Source organism: Parabacteroides sp. AF18-52 (assembly GCF_003479145.1).
GTDB lineage: Bacteria > Bacteroidota > Bacteroidia > Bacteroidales > Tannerellaceae > Parabacteroides > Parabacteroides faecis.
Genome location: NZ_QUGR01000002.1, coordinates 263,517 through 281,560, shown reverse-complemented (window position 1 = coordinate 281,560; position 18,044 = coordinate 263,517). Strand labels below are relative to the sequence as shown.

The following is an 18,044-nucleotide window of genomic DNA, read 5'->3' as shown; positions in this document are numbered from 1 at the left end:
GAACAACAATGAAGAAATTATATATATTAGCCGGTTTGGTGGCAGGATTATTAGGTGTGACATCCTGTGATGATTATTTGGATCGTGCGCCGGATGACAAAACGACTGAACAGCAGGTTTTCAGCCGTTATGAAAAAGTAGAGTCTTTAGTAACCGACTTATATGCACATGCAAAATATGCACAGCATCCGTTGATTTACTTTAATCACTTCAGTTTGTCCAGTATTTCGGATGAATGTAGTGCCAGTAGCCATGAAGGAGCAATTCCTCACCAATTTCATACAGGGAACTATGGCCCTTCGCAGGGAATGCCTTCAGGCAGTAGTGCAGGACAATACTGGGATGATCTGTATTCTACCATCCGTTCATCCAATATCATACTGGAAGGTGTTGAAAAATATAACACACCGGACAATCCGCAGGATGGACGTACAGGAGATTTAAAAAGACGTATTGGCGAAGTGTTCTTCCTGAGAGGTTATTTGCATTTACTGTTGATCCGTTCTTACGGTGAAGCTGTTTATGTAGATCATGTGATAAATCCGGGGGATGACATGACTTTCGAGAAAGAATCGTTCCATTCGATGGTAGAAAAGATTTGTGCAGATGCCGACTCGGCTTATAATCGTGTCGATAGCTGGAATGGCGGACAATATTTCGGTCGTGTAGATAAAGGAGCCTGTTTAGGGTTGAAAGCTATGGCTCGCTGGCTTGCAGCCACACCTCTTTGGAATGGTGGCGAGTTGCCTAACGACAATCGTTTGTTCAAGTCTGAATACGGTTATGACCAGAAACGTTGGGAATCGGCCAGAGATGCTGCCAAAGCGGTTTTGGAGTGTACAAAAGAAGACGGTTCTTTACGTTATAAGTTATATGAAACGTATACAGAGGATGACTTCAGGGATGTGGACGGAAAAACCGATACGAATAATAAAAAAGTTCAGCAGCGTTTGTGGCAGATGATGTTTGATATGAATGCTATCCAGGATGAATGGGTTTGGTTCGTAACAAAAGATAAAGACACAGGCTGGTCCGGCGACGTATTGCCTCCGTCACAAGGTGGTCATGCCCGTCAACGTCCCTTACAGGAACAGGTAGATGAATATGAGTATATCGGCCCGGATGGATATGGTTATCCGGTTTATTGCAATCATGCAGAAAAAGATGGATACGATGATGGCAATCCTTATGAAGGTATTCAACGTGATCCGCGTTTATATCGTGATATCCGTTATCATGGTTCCTGGTATGGAGGTAACCAGTTGAATACGGCTGAAGGCAATGATGCTGTGGCCGGTAGTTATTTGGATCAGGCATCTCATACTGGCTACTATTTGAGAAAGTTCTATAAAGACGGTTGGGATCGCGGTCATGGTGGTCATACTATCAACGGACCGGCTATTTGGCGCTTACCGGAATTCATTTACATTTATTGTGAGGCCGTTAATACGCTGTCAGGTCCTAATGAAGAAATTTATAATTTGATCAACAAGGTACGTGCCCGTTCTTTTATGGCACCAATGCCACCGGCTGCTAAATCGGATAAAGAATTGATGCAAGAATATATACAACGTGAACGTCGCGTAGAGTTATTCTATGAAAATAATCGTTATTGGGTTTCCCGTCTTTATCTCCAACCCGGGGATTATAGTACAACTACTAACGTGAAGGCTACGGAATGGCCGTATCCGAAAGATCTGCGTCAGTCTCATGGTATGAAGCCGGTAGAAGACCCGAATGGTAAAATTGAAGTGAATGGGAAAAAATATCGTATGGAGCGTTTTGTCGTAGAAGACAATCGTGTGTTTACAGCTCCGAAATCATATTTGTGGCCCATTATGCAAGAAGAGTTGAAAAGATGCCCCTCTCTAGTACAGAACCCTGGCTGGTAAGATAAGCCAGAACTGATTTGTGTTTTTAATTTGATGAAAAGCCTGCTGTTTCAATTGAGCGGCAGGCTTTTTTTATCAATAGATCCGGTGAGATTAAATAATTCATTATACATTTGCAGACTTAATTTTTTAGACAAATGAAATTATCATTAGCAATCCTTTCGCTCGCAATCCTTTCGAGCGGGAATGCCTCGTTTGCCCAAACCGACAAACAAGACAAAAAGGCGAAGGCTTATATGGTTGCCGACGCCCACCTGGACACCCAATGGAACTGGGACATCCAGACAACGATCAAAGAGTATGTTTGGAATACGCTCAGTCAGAATCTATTCCTGTTGAAACGCTACCCCGACTATGTGTTCAACTTCGAAGGCGGTGTAAAATATGCCTGGATGAAGGAATATTATCCGGTGCAGTATGAAGAGATGAAAGAGTATATCAAGAACGGCCGTTGGCATATCTCCGGCAGTAGTTGGGATGCGACGGATGTGCTGGTGCCTTCTACCGAGTCGTTTATCCGCAACATCATGCTCGGTCAGGAGTACTACCGGAAAGAGTTCGGTGTGGAAAGCACGGATATCTTCCTGCCCGACTGCTTTGGCTTCGGCTGGACGTTGCCGACGATCGCTTCCCATTGCGGACTGATCGGTTTCTCATCCCAGAAGCTCGACTGGCGTAACAATCCGTTTTACGGAAAAAGCAAACATCCTTTCATGATCGGTATGTGGAAGGGAGTGGACGGCGCCTCTATCATGCTGGCTCACGGATATGACTACGGCAGAAGATGGAAAGACGAAGATCTGTCCGAAAGCAAGTATCTGCTGGACCTTAGCAAACGTAATCCGTTCAATATCGTTTATCGTTATTACGGAACAGGTGATACGGGCGGTTCACCTAATCTTGCCTCTGTCCGCTCCGTTGAAAAAGGTATTAAGGGCGATGGTCCGGTAGAAGTGATCAGTGCCACCAGCGACCAGATGTTCAAAGACTTCATGCCTTATAGCAAACATCCTGAACTGCCAGTCTTTGACGGCGAACTGTTGATGGATGTGCACGGAACCGGTTGTTACACCTCCCAAGCCGCTATGAAACTATATAACCGCCAGAACGAAGTCCTGGCAAATGCCGCCGAGAATGCTGCTGTCGCTGCAGACTGGTTGGGAACGGCTACTTATCCGTTGAATACACTGACTGATGCCTGGAAGCGATTTATCGTTCACCAGTTCCATGACGACCTGACGGGTACGAGTATTCCCCGGGCCTATGAATTCTCATGGAATGATGAATTGATCTCCCTCAAACAGTTTGCCGGTGTATTGACATCCTCCATGAGTGGCGTAGCCAGTCAGTTGGATACCCGTGTAAAAGGTACTCCGGTTATCCTGCATAATGCGCATTCTTTTCCGGTAACCGATCTGGTAGAAGTTGTACTGGATATGCCGAAATCACCGAAAGGGGTGATCGCTTATGATGAAAAAGGAAAGAAAGTAGCCACCCAGATGCTTTCTTATGAAAACGGAAAAGCCCGTGTGTTGATTGCTGCTTCCGTTCCGGCAAGCGGCTATGCCGTTTATGATGTGCGTGAAGGAGGTTCGGCAACCCGTACGGTTTCTTCTGAAGCGAACACATTGGAAAACTCTCTGTATAAGATACAGCTGGATGGAAAAGGAGATATCATCTCTCTTTTCGATAAGAAGAACAATAAAGAACTGGTGAAGGAAGGCAAAGCAATCCGTTTGGCTCTCTTTACGGAGAACAAATCGTATAACTGGCCTGCCTGGGAGATTATCAAAGAAACGACTGATAAAGAACCGATCTCTATCACCGGAGATGTGAAGATCTCTCAGATCGAGAACGGAGAATTGAGAAAGTCTCTCTGTATAGAAAAGCGCCACGGAGAGTCCGTATTCAAACAATATATCCGTTTGTACGAAGGAAGCCGTGCCGACCGTATCGACTTTTACAATGAAATAGACTGGCAATCGACCAATGCGCTGCTGAAAGCCGAGTTCCCGTTGAGTATCGCAAACCCGGAAGCAACCTATGATCTGGGTATCGGAAGCGTTAAGAGAGGAAATAATACGCTGACAGCCTATGAAGTGTATGCACAGTATTGGGCAGACCTGACGGATGCAAACGGTTCGTATGGCGTATCTGTCCTGAATGACAGCAAGTACGGTTGGGACAAACCGAACGATTATACGCTCCGGTTGACTTTGCTTCATACACCGGAAACAAAGGGCGGTTATGCTTATCAGGATCGTCAGGACTTTGGTTACCATACATTTACTTATAGTTTGCTGCCTCATGCCGGAGCGTTCGAGAAAGCACAGACGGGTGTTTCTGCCGATAAGTTGAACCAACCGATCATGGCTTTTGCTGCCAACAAACATACCGGCCGTTTGGGTAAATCTTTCTCTTTTGTCAATTCGGATAACACAAGTGTCGTTATCAAGACTCTAAAGAAAGCCCAGGCATCCGACGAACTGGTAGTTCGTGTATATGAAACCGGCGGAGTGAAGGAACAGACTGCCGAAATTTCTTTTGCAGATGCGATTGTCAGTGCAAGCGAAGCCGACGGAACAGAGAAGACAATAGGCAAAGCGGCCTTCAATGGAAATAAGTTGCAGGTATCTATCAAGCCTAATTCGGTGAAAACCTTTAAGGTAAAACTCAAATCGTCAGGTGCTCCGGTTGATAACCCCCAATATGCAAGCCTGGCTCTGGATTATGATAAAAAATGCGTCAGCTGGAATGAATTCCGTCGTGAAGCAGATTTCTCTTCCGGTTATTCTTATGCCGCAGAATTATTGCCCGATTCGATCGTAATCAATTCCATTCCGTTCATTCTGGGTGAAAAAGAAGCTGCCAACGGTCTGACTTGTAAAGGGGATACGATAGAGTTGCCGGCTGGAAACAATTATAACCGCGTTTACTTCCTGGCCGCATCGAGAGAAGGTGACAACGAAGGTCTCTTCAGACTGGGTAAAACGGAACAGACGATAACAGTTCCCGAATATACAGGCTTTATCGGCCAATGGGGTCATACGGGCCATACGGAAGGTTTCCTGAAAGAGGCGGAGATCGCTTATGTAGGAACTCACCGTCATGCTCCGGGTGGAGACGAAGCGTATGAATATACTTATATGTTTAAATTCGGTATGGATATTCCCAAAGGGGCAACCCAATTGATTCTGCCGGATAATAAAGATATTGTATTGTTTGCTGCAACAGCAGTGAAAGAAGAAAATCCGCAGGTTTCTCCGGCTTCTGCACTATTCCGTACGGCCTTGAAATCTCAGAACGGTAATAAGGCAAATGCTCCGAAAGTAAATCTGATGAAAGGGGCAAAGGTGATTGCTTGTTCAGGATTCGTCAATGATGAAGAGTCTCCCGAACGTATGATCGACGGAGATACGCAGACGAAATGGTGTGATATTACCGGTATGCCTAATTATGCAGACTTCGATTTGGGAGAAACCAGGAAGGTCAGCGGTTGGAAACTGGTGAATGCCGGGCAGGAAAGTCATTCTTATGTAACCCGTACTTGCTTCCTTCAGGGAAAGAATAGCCTGTCGGAAGAGTGGAAAACGTTAGGACGTCTGGATGACAACCGTAAAAATGAAGTGACCGGTTTGTTAACGAAACCTGAATCGGTTCGTTACATCCGTTTGCTGATTGCTCAACCGGCGCAGGAAACCGGTAGCCGCGATGCTCGTATTTATGAGCTGGAGGTTTATTGATGGATTGAGGAACCTTCTTGTTTTTGTTGTCAATATAGTAGTTTTGTAATACAAATACAATTTCTTTCTAATCCAAATACCCTTATCTTTTATATTTTTGACCTGGGTGCTAAACGTTTTTGACCTGGGTAGTAAACGTTTTCGACCTAGGTGCTAAACGTTTTTGACCAAGGTCAAAAATATGGAAGATAGTATGCTTTATATTAGAACACTATTGTTTTTGAACCAGAAAGTAATAGTCTTTTACTTATCCTCCTTTATTCCGGCTGCCTGGTAGACTATATTTTCCAACAATTCCTGCATCTTTCCGATAACCGGTTCTTTCTCCAATCCGTACTCCGAAGCTAATCGTTCCATTTGAAGGAAAGAAGTCCATACTTTCCCATTCTTATCTTCCCATACCGATATCTTTAGTGGCAATTCGATGGAAATAGCCGGATTTTCCTGCATCAGCTTAGTGCCGACTTTAGGCGAACCGAATACGATCACCTGGTTCGGGCGTAGTTTCAGACCTGCTTCTTCCGCATTTTTCCCATGATCGAACTTAGCGAATACCGGAATATCCTTTTTATGCAGTATCAGTTCGATACGCTTCATTGTTTCGTCTACACTGAATTTACTTTCCTGATTATTCATATTACTTCCTCCTTTTTGTGCCAGTGCTATCCCTGCAATCAGAAGCCCTGCCAGAATTGATATATACTTTTTCATATTATACTTCTATTATCTGTCATTTCCCTGCAAAAATAAAAGAATAACGTATTTCTTTAGATAACAGTTTTACCTGTTGATTTGTCAATTTTACCTGGGGATAATTTTATCCTGTATCGAACAGGATTATTTATCCATGTAATACCTATTTTCTCGTTTTTCTTGTTAGGGTAAATTGAAAAAAAGTTGTTCTTCTTTAGAATCTTATAAATTAAAATTCTATTATGAGAGAAAGAATTGCCTATTGTCTTTTACTGATAGTTTGTGTACTTGCCTATTTTAAGGTTTTTCAAGCTGATTTTCATGCAGGATAGTATGCTCCTGTCATGGATATGAATTTCTTGATGTTGTATCTAATTAATATATAACGATGAATAAAATTTTAGTAGGAATTCTTGTGATCTCTTTGTCTTTTGCGGCATGTCATAAATCATCTCAGGAATCTCAAAAAAAGATTACTAGCTCTATTTCTCTGGCATGTGTAGAGGAACCGGTGGAAGTTCATATTGATTTAAACAAAGACTGCTTGCCTTATGATAGTTTGATGACTGAAATTAACTATGTCAAGTTAGAAACTACGGGTGATAATCTTATAGGAGAAATTTCTCAACTTTTGTTTGTTGATGATAAAATCATTGTAGTGGATAGCTGGAAATCTAAAACGATTACGGTTTATGATATGAAAGGCCATTATCTAAATCAAATAGGATCACTAGGACAAGGTCCTCAAGAATATGCTTTTTTTACCCATGTTTCATTAACTCCGAATAAAAAAATGCTTGTTGTAACAGATATGGGCAGTACTAGCTTAAAATATTATACTATAGATGGTCAGTTTGTTCAATCTGTAAAATGTCCATATTGGTTTTCTTCTAGCGAATTTGTAACAGATAATTTGATTGCCGGATATGATTCAGAAGGGAATGCTATATCAGACGAAAATGAATACTATAAGCCGCTTTTGGTTGTTACAGATTTATTGGGAAATGTTTCTTCTTCAGCTTTTCAGAGTTATTATAGGAAGGAATATACGAGTACAATTTCCAAACCGATTCGAAAATTTGGGGATCAGGTTCTATATAATAGTCCGAATACAGATTCTATTTATCTGTTGACCCCAAATGGTATTGAGCTAGCTTATCATTTGAATGTAAAAGGAGCTAAACCAATGATACTAAATGAAGATATAACAGATGATTTATTGAGAGAACATCGTCGAAATAATCCATTTTTCAATGGAGATTTTATAAAATTGAAGGATGGCGCTATATTTCATATTTTTGAATCAGGATTCCCTGGGTACCGTTTTGGAATTTATTCAAATGCTAAACAGCGTACTTTTTGTTGTAATGACATTCGCTATAGTCCTTTTTTATGCTTTTTTGATGCACCTAAAGCTCGCTATGGTGATAATACGGTAGTTGTAGATGCTCGTCCGGATATCGTTCTTGCTTATAAAAATGAACTATACAAACTAGGAAAGAAGGAGGAAATCGACGAGTTTTATAAAGATTTGACTGAAGATAGTAATCCTGTCTTGTTCTTCTACGAGTTAAAATTTTAGTTTTATGTATAAGATCGTAATTGGTATTTTACTTTTTGTCAACATATTATTAAGTGTAATATGTTTGAATTTGTTCAAAGATAAAACGTTGTTGGTATCTGGAAAACAATCTGTAGAAGATGATAGACTGCTAGAAGTTTTGGAAAATAATTTCAAATTAGGTATCCGTAATGATAACTCTATATTGGATACATCTGCTGTAATTCATGATTTGAATAAAAATAAAATTAGTTTGTCAGAAATTCCAACAGATACGCCTTGCTTGGTTATTAGATTTTCAGAAACCAATTGCGATGAATGTGTTCGCTTTCTGCTGATAAAAGTGATGAGATTATATAATAGTGATCTTTTCAACAAAAGAATTCTCTTATTCGCTTCTTATCAAAATCGGAAAGCACTTAGAATATTGATAGATCGTTTGAATATTAAATATCCTGTTTATTTGATCGATAAATTACCCATTCCTTGTGAACAGATAAATTATCCTTATTGCTTTATATTGGATAGTACAAAGCGAACGAGTCATGTTTTTGTCCCTGATAAATATGAACCTCAGGTTGCAAATACTTATTTTGAACTAATAGAAAATAGGTATTTTAAAAATGGCTTTTCAGAAACGAATAGATGAGGAGATTTTTTATAATATGGTTTATAATCACTTTTTTATGTGTGATTGTAAGGATTTTTGGAGGAGATATATGTGTTGTTCCGTCATCCAGTATGGAACCTACAATTCTTGTCGGCGATTGGTTGTGGATAGATAAGTTGACCTATGGTGCTCGTTTACCAGCTCGTTGGAGTGATATTCCATTAATAAATGTGTTTACATGGAATACGACTTTACGACAAAAGGATGGAAGAATAACCTGGGGCTATCATAGAGTTGGAGGTGTTAGAAATCCTAGAGTCTCTGATATCATTGTTTTTAATAGTCCTGAGAGGCCGGATATTTTATTGGTAAAGAGAGTCGCAGGGATTATTTTAGCCGGGGATACTGTTACATTTAATGAAAAGACCTATTTGAGTCTAAAGAAGATACTTGATAATGAGTATGCTTCTTCCTTTGTAAGAAAGAAAAAGATATATATAAATGGTAGAGCCGACTCGTCTTACCGGGTAAAACAGAATTATTATTTTGTGTTAGGAGATAATGCATCTGAATCTTACGACAGCAGGTCATTCGGCTATCTTCCGGAGAGTTCTGTTGTAGGAAAGGTTGATCGTGTGTTATTTTCGATTGATCCTGACTGTTCGAAATTTTGTAGATTTCGTTTCCTTAGATTGTTTCATCATTTGCTTTGATAACAGTTTTACCTGTCGATTTGTCAATTTTACCTGGGGATAATTGCTAAATGTAATGGCGATATTGTTATTCCCGGACGGTATGCCGCATTGTAACTTTGCAATCAGAAAAATGAGTGGTATGAAACGCTATAGCAAAAAGACAATCACTTATTAGGTATAATCACTTAGAAAGAAGTACGACAATGAAAATGAAAAGATTTTTAGTCGCCTGTTTGGTTTTGGTTGCAGGAACAGGTATGGTGTTTGCCGGAGTTAGTAATGAAAACAAAAAAGAAAACGAAATGAAAGAGAAGAAAGCGAAAGACGAATTTATTATTGATGAGCATACTGCTATTGTAATGACTGACCCTCAAAATGATTTCCTTAGTGAAGAGGGTAAAGGTTGGGGATTGTTTGGGGAGAATATAACCAAGAACGGTACGGTAGAACATTTGCGGCAGATATTTGATGTGGCAGCTCAAAAAGATATGCTGGTTTTCATCTCTCCGCATTACTATTACAAACATGACCATGAATGGACGTTCGAAGGTCCTGTAGAGAAAATGATGCATGAGAACGGCATGTTTGAGCGAAAGGGACAGTTGACAGGTGAAGGTTTTGAAGGTTCCGGAGCGGACTGGCTGGATATCTATAAGCCTTACATTAATAATACAAACAAAGTTATTGTTACAGCTCCTCACAAACTGTTCGGTCCTGAAAACAACGACCTGATCCTTCAGTTGAGGAAACGGGGGATCAATAAAGTCGTGATTTGCGGTATGTCAGGTAATTTATGTGCAGAATCCCATTTACGTGAATTGCAGGAGCGGGGTTTCGAAGCCGCTGTCGTTTTCGATGCTACGGCTTCAGCGCGAATACAGGGTATGGATGCGGATACTGCTGCTTTTATAAATTTCTCATTGTTGGCTGAAAAAGTATATACAACCGATGAGTTTGTAAAAGAAATGCAGACAAGATAATTGTGTGTTTAAAGAAAACCGGGTCACCGGAAATTATTTTTTAGGGGAGATGTGTCGTAAAGATACATCTCTTTGTTTTTTGAGAAGGTTTAGTTCAAGTCGTTTATACATAGTGTCTTATAGGGGATGAAGGTTGAAACGTCACTTCTTTTATTTCCCTGTGGAAGGAGATATATCCGTATTATTTTACTACTTTGGCAGAAAATTTTTGAAATCGCATGCAGTATTCCCGCAGTCAATACATTTATATAATAAACACGCGCGGCGTTGATGGGTGAAGCAGAACTGATAAAGCAGTGTATGCGGGGTGCAAATGCAGCCCGTAAAGAACTCTACGATACTTATGCGGAACAGATGTTGAGCATCTGCTTCCGGTACACAGGAGGTATGGACGTAGCTTACGATCTGTTGCATGACGGATTTTTGAAAGTATTCTCCTCCTTCTCAAGTTTTTCGTACCGTGGAGAAGGGAGTTTGAAAGCGTGGATGAGCCGTATATTTGTAAATACGGCATTGGAGTACCTTCGAAAAAAGGACGTCCTCAAACAAGTAGTCCCCCTTGATATTATTGCTGAAACAGAAGAAGAGCCTCCGGAGGAGATCGAACAGATCCCGACGTCGGTCCTGATGAAGTTCGTCCAGGAGTTACCGACGGGCTATCGCACTGTGTTTAACTTATATACATTTGAAGAACGAAGTCATAAAGAGATTGCCGAGCTTTTACACATAAACGAACGATCATCATCGTCGCAGTTGTGCCGGGCGAAAGCAATGCTGATAAAGAAAGTAAACGATTACATTCAGAAAGAAGCCAGAAGATGAAGATGGAAGATAAATTAATAGAGGAATACCGGAATCGGTCGGTTGAATACCGCTTGCCGTTACCGGAGGATGGCTGGGAGAGGCTGGAAGCTGCGTTCGCTCCGGCTCCTGAAGTTCGTCGCTTCCCTTATCGTTGGTTGGCGGCAGCAGTGTCTTTTTTGGCAGTTTTGGGTTCTGCTCTTTACTTTATGGGGATAGATAAGGAGATAGAACCGGTCTTGTCGGACATCGTTCTTCCTGTTCCACAAAGTGAGAATCCGACTGTTACACCTGTACCGGTCGTACCTGTTGAGCCTGTAAAACCGCAACCGATCGCTAAGACGTTGGTAGCTAAAGTAAAAAAGGTTGAAGCGGAATTGCCTGACCTGTCGCAGGTGGTGTCGGAAGTGTACATGTCTATCTCTGCCTATTTTCATGCGGAGATAACAGAAGAGAATGTCGTGGAAAATAATTCGTACAATAATCGTTCGGTAGTGGAAAGCGGACGGTACGAATATGTTCCGGAGAAGAGTTATGAACCGCTTCCGGTGAAAGCTGCTTCTTCCCCGAAAGGATGGACATTCGGTTTATATGCCGGAAATATGTTTAACGGCAATACCTCTGCCACAGGAGGTTTGCAGATGTTCAGCATGTCGGCAACCCGTTCGGATGTAAGTGTGAATAATAACCCGGGTTCAGGGACATTCGACGACTATATGAAAAATGTGGCGTCGAATGCTCCTTACTTCCGGGATGCAGATGATTTTACAATGTTTGAGAAGATCGCTGCTGAAAATTACCAGCGCCCGACGGGGACAAAGGTGAAACATCGTTTCCCTCTTTCTGCAGGTGTGACGGTGAAGAAAAAGATCAGTGACCGTTTTTCGCTGGAGAGCGGATTGGTTTACACTTTCCTTTCTTCGGAACTGACTGCCGGTGAAGGTGACTATTACAAGCAGGAACAGCGGTTGCACTATCTCGGAATACCCGTGAAAGTGAATTATACCATCTGGAAGAAAGACCGTTTATCTCTTTACGCTTCTGCGGGGGCAATGGCGGAGATGTGTGTGGACGGGAGTCTGAATACGGATTATTATCTGAATAATACCCGTCAGCGTAAAAGTAAAACAGACCTTGATGTTGATAAAGTGCAGTTCTCTGCCTTAGCATCGCTTGGGGTACAATATGATATAGCAAAACCCGTTAGTATCTATGCCGAACCCGGCATCGCCTATTATTTTGATGATAAGAGTGTGGTTGAGACGATCCGGAAAGAGCAGCCACTCTGTGCATCGGTACAGTTCGGGGTTAGATTTGCTTTTTGATGAGATGTGATGTTGATTTCCTGTACAGGAAAAAGATGAGCAGGGTTTCCGACGGGAGGCCCTGCTCTTTTCTTTATGATTTTATTAAAAGTCTTTTAATGTGAATTCTATTAGAATAGGGTTGCTCTCAGGTGTGATTTTTTTTAGTTCCGACAATTTTTCCTGGGTAATGAAAGAAGAAAGTTTATCACTTAGTTGTATATCTGTAGCAGGCATATATCCAATAAAACTCTTCCCTTTCTTTCCTAATATTTTTATATTTCCTCCCAATAAATCATTTATAGGTTTCCCTTCTAATATATGGCCATTACTTTTATTGTAATATACATCTGCATTAGACTCAAAACCAAAACTATATGAAAACATAACTATTTTTGAAGTTTCAATGACGTTTCGAGCATACCATACTGTCTGAGGATGAGCAAGAATAAATTTGTCTACATCGAAACCGGATATTTGGTCTAAATCTATTTTTGATTTATTTTCACCAAGATCGATGATATATGAAGGATTTATATGATCTCCCTGTATAGAATAGATCGTATCGCTAAATGCATAATGACATGTGATTTTACCATCTTCTTGTTCTGAAAAAGGAGTCTTTGTGAAAAAGCTCATTAATGACTCATTGGTTTTACGTTCTAATGCTGCTTTTGATTTGAACCATGTCTTTTTTTCACCTTTAGGACTTAACATGGTTATATTTCCTGTTAAAAATCCATCTCCAATATGAGAGTTATTGTTTTTATTTGTGTAAAAATAAATATTACCACTTTTTTCAATGCAAAAATCATTGAAGCCAAGACTATATGGTATGTTACCTAGATATTTACCTGCGTAATTATATTTATAAAATGAGTTATTATTTGTCAACCAGATTTCTTTATCCATTTTATTCAAAGCGAAATTTTGTGGGAAACGAATTTCTCCTGGTCCCTGTCCTTTCTTTGCTGGTTTACAGTTGAATTTTCCATTTCTATTGAAAATGTATATAAGCATATCCTGTTCATTTTGAATGAAATATAATCCTTCGTCATATTCGAGTTTATCTATATTACTTAGAAGTGCTTGTTCTGTTGTTTCTAATGGTAGAATATGTAGAGAGTCAATAATGCTTGATAAAAGTAAATGGCTCTCCTTATTAGGGGTTAATTTGATAGTGGTGATTTCACTTTCAGATATATTATCTGTACATGAAAAAATGCTTGAAAGTGATAATATACATAATGTATAAAGCCTAACTGTTTTAATCATAATGAGTAGTGTTATATAGTTATTAATGACAACCTTTCATTGAATAATAAAATATACATTCTCACGAAATGTTTAAGCTTGCGAGAATTGGTTTTATAAGAGGAACAACTTTTTTTGATTTTACCCTAGCAGAAAGATGAAGTTTTTTTACTTTTTCATCAAAATAAATTGAAGGATGCAAATGGCAACAGTAAAATAGTCTTTTGCTAAATCTCATCTTAATTGGTTTAGGGCATTATTAATAGTCTATCGTGCCGTAGACATAAATCTCGGCTAGAGATGAGTTCTGCTCTCTGTTACTTTCGGTGATTTGTATTTTGAAATAACGTTCTTTCGTTGGAGTTATGGGGAATATCTAGTTTTCGTATGGTTGCTCTGTTTTTGGTTTATACTTCCTTTTCTTTGGAACTTACTGTCGGTGAAGATGACTATTACAAGCAGGAACAGCAGTTGCACTATCTCGGAATACCCGTGAAAGTGAATTATACCATCTGGAAGAAAGGCTGTTTATTTCTTTATGCTTCTGCGGGAGCAATGGCGGAGATGTGTGTAGACGGGAGTCTGAATACGGATTATTGTCTGAATAATAGCCGTCAGCGTGAAAGTAAAACAGACCTTGATGTTGATAAAGTGCAGTTCTCTGCCTTGACATTATTCGGGGTATAATATGATATAGCAAACCCAAGTAGTCTTTGTGCCGAACCTAGCATCGTCTATCATTTTGATGATAAGAGTGTAGTTGAGACGATCTGGAAAGAGCAGCTATTCTGTGTATCGGTATAGCTTAGGGTTAGATTTACTTTTGATGAGAAGTGGTATTGATTTCCTATGCAGGAAAAAGAAGAGCAGGACCTCCCGTCGGAAACCCTACTCTTTCTAAATATATTATTCATTTCTAATTTAGACTACAAAGTTGTTCCTAATAAAAAGAGAATCTTGTTACGGTTTATTTTGAAGGGAAATTTGAATTTTCTCTTTTTGATAGAAAAAGACTTTCAATGTATCTGAAATAAGTATCTGAAACGTCATCAACCATTTGAACCGGGATAAAAAAACTATTTATTGTTAGAGTGTGATCTGTAATAAACATATAAAGCTGTGATACATCTCCATCAAAAGGGAACATCTTTTGATTTGGATACATTAAATAGGCTCTTGAAGATATGTTGTATTGCTTTAGCAAAATATCTAAAGAACGTTTGTTCGGATAAGATGCTATAATAATAATAGGTATTCTTTTTTCTTCTAGTTTATGTACATTTCTTAATTCTCTTTCGAGGCAAGGTCGACAGGCTGCATACGATAACCTGACTATTAAAGTTTTCTCTAGAACAATATTCTTCAATAAGACAGAACTGGTATCATTTATTAATGATAAGTTCGTATTAATATCATAGCCTGCAGATAATAAAGTTTCAAACCAAGCATTTTTTAGTAGCTCATTTTTTTGTGATAATGAATTTACCTCTTTCGCGATAGTAGAAATATTTTTATTCAAATTTCTATACATTAAATAATATAAGAAACCAAATGATAAAAATATAAAACTCCATATAACTATGTCTTTTCGCATAATTTTATACTAAAAATCTTTTAATGTAAATTTTATTAGAATAGGGTTACTATCCGGGGTAATTTTTTTTAATTCATTCTGTTCTTTTTGAGATATGAAAGAAAAAAGTTTATCGTTTAATTGTACATCCATAGCTGATATACATCCAATAATTGTATCTCCTTTATTTCCTAATATTTTGATATATCCTTCTAGTAAATCATTTATTGGTTTACCTTCCAATATATGACCGTTATTTTTGTTGTAATATACATCTGCATAAGACTCAAACCCAAAATTGTATGAAAATCTAAGTATATTAGGGGTCTCTATAACTTCCCGTGTATACCATACTGTTTTGGGATGAGTTTGAATGTACTCTTTCACATCGGGTCCTGATATTTGATCCAAGTCTATTTTTGATTTATTTTCGCCAAAATCAATGACATATGAAGGAACTATATAATCTTTATGTATAGAGTAGATCGTGTCACTAAATGCATAATGACATGTTATTTTACCATCTTTTTGCTCAGAAAAAGGAATCCTTGTGAAAAAACTCATATATGACTTATTAGGCTCATTTTGTAAAGCTGCTTTTGATTTAAACCATGTTTTCTTTTTTCCTTGGGGACTTAGCATTGTTATATCTCCTGTTAAAAAACCATCTCCGATATGAGAATTATTAGTTTTGTTTGTGTAAAAGTAAATATTACCACTTTTTTCTATACAAAAATCACTGAATGAAAGACTGTATGGCTTATTCCCTAAATATTTTCCGGTATAATTGTATCTATAGAAAGAATTATTGTTTGTCAGCCATATTTCTTTATTTACTCTATCCAAAGCAAAACATTGAGGATATAATATTTCTCCAGGAGCATTACCTTTATTAGCAATAACAGATTTGAAAATTCCATTATTATCAAAAGAATAAACTAGTTTGTCTTGAGAGTTTAATATAAATAAATATCCATCATCGTAATCAATCTTAGAAATATCAGTTAATAATGATCGATTTGAAGTCTCTAAGACTATAATTGATATCGAGTCTACTATTTCAGAGAAGTAAAGCTTTCTCTCTTTTTCTGGACTTAATTGGATTAATTCAATTTTTTTATTTGACTTTTCTTTTTGAGGAGATGAACAAGAAAAAAAAGACAAAAAAAGTATAAGTGTAATCAAATGTTTCATAATGCATGTGTTATAGATTCAATATTTAAAAAGAACAGCAATCTTTTTGTGAATATGTTCGTGCATAACATGTTCCCCATTCTTTATAGCAACAAGCAAAATAACCGGGATATGCATGTACTTTAACTCTTTCACCTCCAATAGCTCCAATAGCTTCTAGTTCGCAATAACTAGCTCCACAACCGCCAACTTGGCAACCACCTCCCGGAGGACAGTTTTTCTGAGATGTATTTCCTCCGCTACTTTCACCACTGCCATCGCCACTGCTCGATGTTTGTCCTAAAACCTTCCAATAGAGATTATTCTCTAACACACCATAATTATTTATAGCATGTACATAGTTTAAACAAATTGCTAAAGCGAGCGCAATCAAACCAATTGTTTTTGAATTAAAAATCTTCTTCATAATTGTAATTGTTTAATATTTATAAAAGTTATTTTGAGAAAGGACGACCAAATGTTCTATTATACTCTATATCATAGTTTTCTCGCTGCTGTAAAAGGCTGCGAAGTTCTTGTTTTAATGTATCAGTATTTTGCCATACATAACTTCTTTGATTTGCATATATTCCCATATATAAAATATAAATAACAAGAAGGCAGCATATTAGTTTGTTATTCAAATGTTTAACGGAATAATAGGATATGATAAAACAAATACCAATAGTAGATATATATGCGTATCTATCAGCTACAACAGCATATCGTGATAATGGTATGATATGTAGAGCAATAATAATATGTATTGTAAAGATGAGTAATCCTAAAGCTATAGGCCATCTGCTTAACTGCTTTCTAAATGCTACAAATAAAATAAGTAGCAATAAAGGGTATGTTAATAACCATACGGGCAATGATTCTCCAACTTGTGAAGGAAATGGATAGAGATAAGATAACTTTATAGGGAATATACTTTTAAATAGATATTCAAAAAAAGAATAGCATGCATAAACGAATCTTTGACCAAATGAATATGTGGTATTTTCTGTCAATACCCCTTCTCCGTTAACTCCTTGAGATATCATTGTCGTTATACCAAACCAAAAAGATAAAAATAGAAAAGGAACTAGTAAGTGCCATGCTTTTTGTTTATTAAGGAATAAAAGGATTAAAAATAACCAGACTGGAAATGTTACAGCCTGTTCTTTACCCCAAAAAGAAAAGAAAAATAATATTAATGTAAAGATGTAGAATATGAACCTGTTGTTTTTCAAATATAGTAAAAAAGTATATGTAGCTAATAGATAAAATAATGCATAGACCAACACTTTTGATGCGCTCATCCATGCTACGGATTCAACATTAAAAGGGTGTATTGCAAATAAAAGAGTTGTCAAAAATGAAATTAGATTCACATTTTTCATATCTACTCTATTGGATGATATCAGGAGTTGTCTTAGTATTATAAAGACTAAATAGACATTTATATAATGTATCAATATGCTTGCTAAATGAAAAATGCAAGGATTATAGCCTGCGATATTAAATAGGAGTAAATACAAGTATTCATTGAATGGAGCATATTGACCATGATAAAAATCTGTTAGTATGGCCCATATATTATCTAAGTTGATCCCTCTTTCTGTATATTGATTCATTACAACCCACTGATCATCCCAAAAATCAAGAAAATCATTTTCCAAAATAGGGAAATAAATAATAAAAACCGGAATTATTAGAAATAGTATATACTTATGACTAAACATATTATTGAATATTTTAGATTAACAAATGACTTTTATAA

General features: G+C 38.0%; 14 protein-coding genes and 1 pseudogene. 9 read left to right on the top strand and 6 right to left on the bottom strand.

What is annotated here, in order from left to right; translation table 11 throughout:
- The first annotated feature begins 8 nt into the window (after positions 1 to 8).
- Complete coding sequence (locus tag DWX23_RS04825) at positions 9 to 1,892, top strand: RagB/SusD family nutrient uptake outer membrane protein (protein WP_122373635.1); 1,884 nt, start codon at positions 9 to 11, stop codon at positions 1,890 to 1,892.
- A gap of 137 nt (positions 1,893 to 2,029) precedes the next feature.
- Positions 2,030 to 5,635 carry a glycoside hydrolase family 38 C-terminal domain-containing protein gene (locus DWX23_RS04820; protein ID WP_122373634.1) on the top strand — a complete coding sequence of 1,202 codons (3,606 nt, stop codon included), beginning with the start codon at positions 2,030 to 2,032 and terminating at the stop codon, positions 5,633 to 5,635.
- A 243-nt stretch (positions 5,636 to 5,878) separates the two neighbouring features.
- On the opposite strand, the pseudogene DWX23_RS04815 reads toward DWX23_RS04820, so the two are convergent.
- Positions 5,879 to 6,319, bottom strand: a pseudogene (locus tag DWX23_RS04815) (DUF302 domain-containing protein); the annotation flags it as partial.
- Positions 6,320 to 6,716: 397 nt separating this feature from the next.
- Between DWX23_RS04815 and DWX23_RS04810 the strand changes: the two are divergent.
- The 6 genes from DWX23_RS04810 (at position 6,717) to DWX23_RS04785 (ending at position 12,300) form a co-directional block, all read left to right on the top strand.
- On the top strand, positions 6,717 to 7,910 hold the full coding sequence (locus DWX23_RS04810; protein WP_122373632.1) for a 6-bladed beta-propeller: 1,194 nt from the start codon (positions 6,717 to 6,719) through the stop codon (positions 7,908 to 7,910).
- Positions 7,911 to 7,914: 4 nt separating this feature from the next.
- Complete coding sequence (locus DWX23_RS04805; RefSeq protein WP_122373631.1) at positions 7,915 to 8,538, top strand: hypothetical protein; 624 nt, start codon at positions 7,915 to 7,917, stop codon at positions 8,536 to 8,538.
- Entirely contained in the window at positions 8,535 to 9,212 is a 678-nt protein-coding gene (gene lepB / locus DWX23_RS04800; RefSeq protein WP_122373630.1) for a signal peptidase I, read from the top strand. The genes DWX23_RS04805 and lepB overlap by 4 nt, the downstream gene beginning before the upstream one ends.
- A gap of 284 nt (positions 9,213 to 9,496) precedes the next feature.
- A complete protein-coding gene (locus DWX23_RS04795) occupies positions 9,497 to 10,174 on the top strand; it encodes an isochorismatase family protein (RefSeq protein ID WP_122373923.1) in 678 nt (225 codons plus the stop codon).
- A gap of 270 nt (positions 10,175 to 10,444) precedes the next feature.
- On the top strand, positions 10,445 to 10,996 hold the full coding sequence (locus DWX23_RS04790; protein ID WP_122354537.1) for an RNA polymerase sigma factor: 552 nt from the start codon (positions 10,445 to 10,447) through the stop codon (positions 10,994 to 10,996).
- Positions 10,993 to 12,300, top strand: coding sequence for an outer membrane beta-barrel protein (locus DWX23_RS04785; protein ID WP_122373629.1), 1,308 nt, complete (start codon positions 10,993 to 10,995; stop codon positions 12,298 to 12,300). Before DWX23_RS04790 ends, DWX23_RS04785 begins: the two co-directional genes overlap by 4 nt.
- Positions 12,301 to 12,384: 84 nt before the next feature.
- Here the strand turns inward: DWX23_RS04785 and DWX23_RS04780 are convergent, their stop codons facing one another.
- Entirely contained in the window at positions 12,385 to 13,554 is a 1,170-nt protein-coding gene (locus DWX23_RS04780) for a 6-bladed beta-propeller (protein ID WP_122373628.1), read from the bottom strand.
- A gap of 366 nt (positions 13,555 to 13,920) precedes the next feature.
- Here DWX23_RS04780 and DWX23_RS04770 point away from each other — a divergent pair, with 366 nt between their 5' ends.
- Positions 13,921 to 14,220 (top strand): hypothetical protein, encoded by a 300-nt coding sequence (locus tag DWX23_RS04770; RefSeq protein ID WP_233587501.1) that lies wholly within the window; start codon positions 13,921 to 13,923, stop codon positions 14,218 to 14,220.
- Positions 14,221 to 14,500: 280 nt separating this feature from the next.
- Here DWX23_RS04770 and DWX23_RS04765 read toward each other — a convergent pair whose 3' ends face one another.
- From DWX23_RS04765 to DWX23_RS04750, 4 genes are read right to left on the bottom strand one after another with little or no spacing between them, the layout of a single operon-like run.
- The gene (locus tag DWX23_RS04765; protein WP_122373627.1) at positions 14,501 to 15,127 is read right to left on the bottom strand and encodes a hypothetical protein; all 627 of its coding nucleotides are present in this window, start codon (positions 15,125 to 15,127) and stop codon (positions 14,501 to 14,503) included.
- Between the two features lie 9 nt (positions 15,128 to 15,136).
- Positions 15,137 to 16,300 carry a 6-bladed beta-propeller gene (locus DWX23_RS04760; RefSeq protein ID WP_122373626.1) on the bottom strand — a complete coding sequence of 388 codons (1,164 nt, stop codon included), beginning with the start codon at positions 16,298 to 16,300 and terminating at the stop codon, positions 15,137 to 15,139.
- Positions 16,301 to 16,325: 25 nt separating this feature from the next.
- The gene (locus DWX23_RS04755) at positions 16,326 to 16,706 is read right to left on the bottom strand and encodes a hypothetical protein (RefSeq protein ID WP_122373625.1); all 381 of its coding nucleotides are present in this window, start codon (positions 16,704 to 16,706) and stop codon (positions 16,326 to 16,328) included.
- A 28-nt stretch (positions 16,707 to 16,734) separates the two neighbouring features.
- Positions 16,735 to 17,664, bottom strand: coding sequence for a hypothetical protein (locus DWX23_RS04750; protein WP_147382522.1), 930 nt, complete (start codon positions 17,662 to 17,664; stop codon positions 16,735 to 16,737).
- Positions 17,665 to 18,044 lie beyond the last annotated feature (380 nt).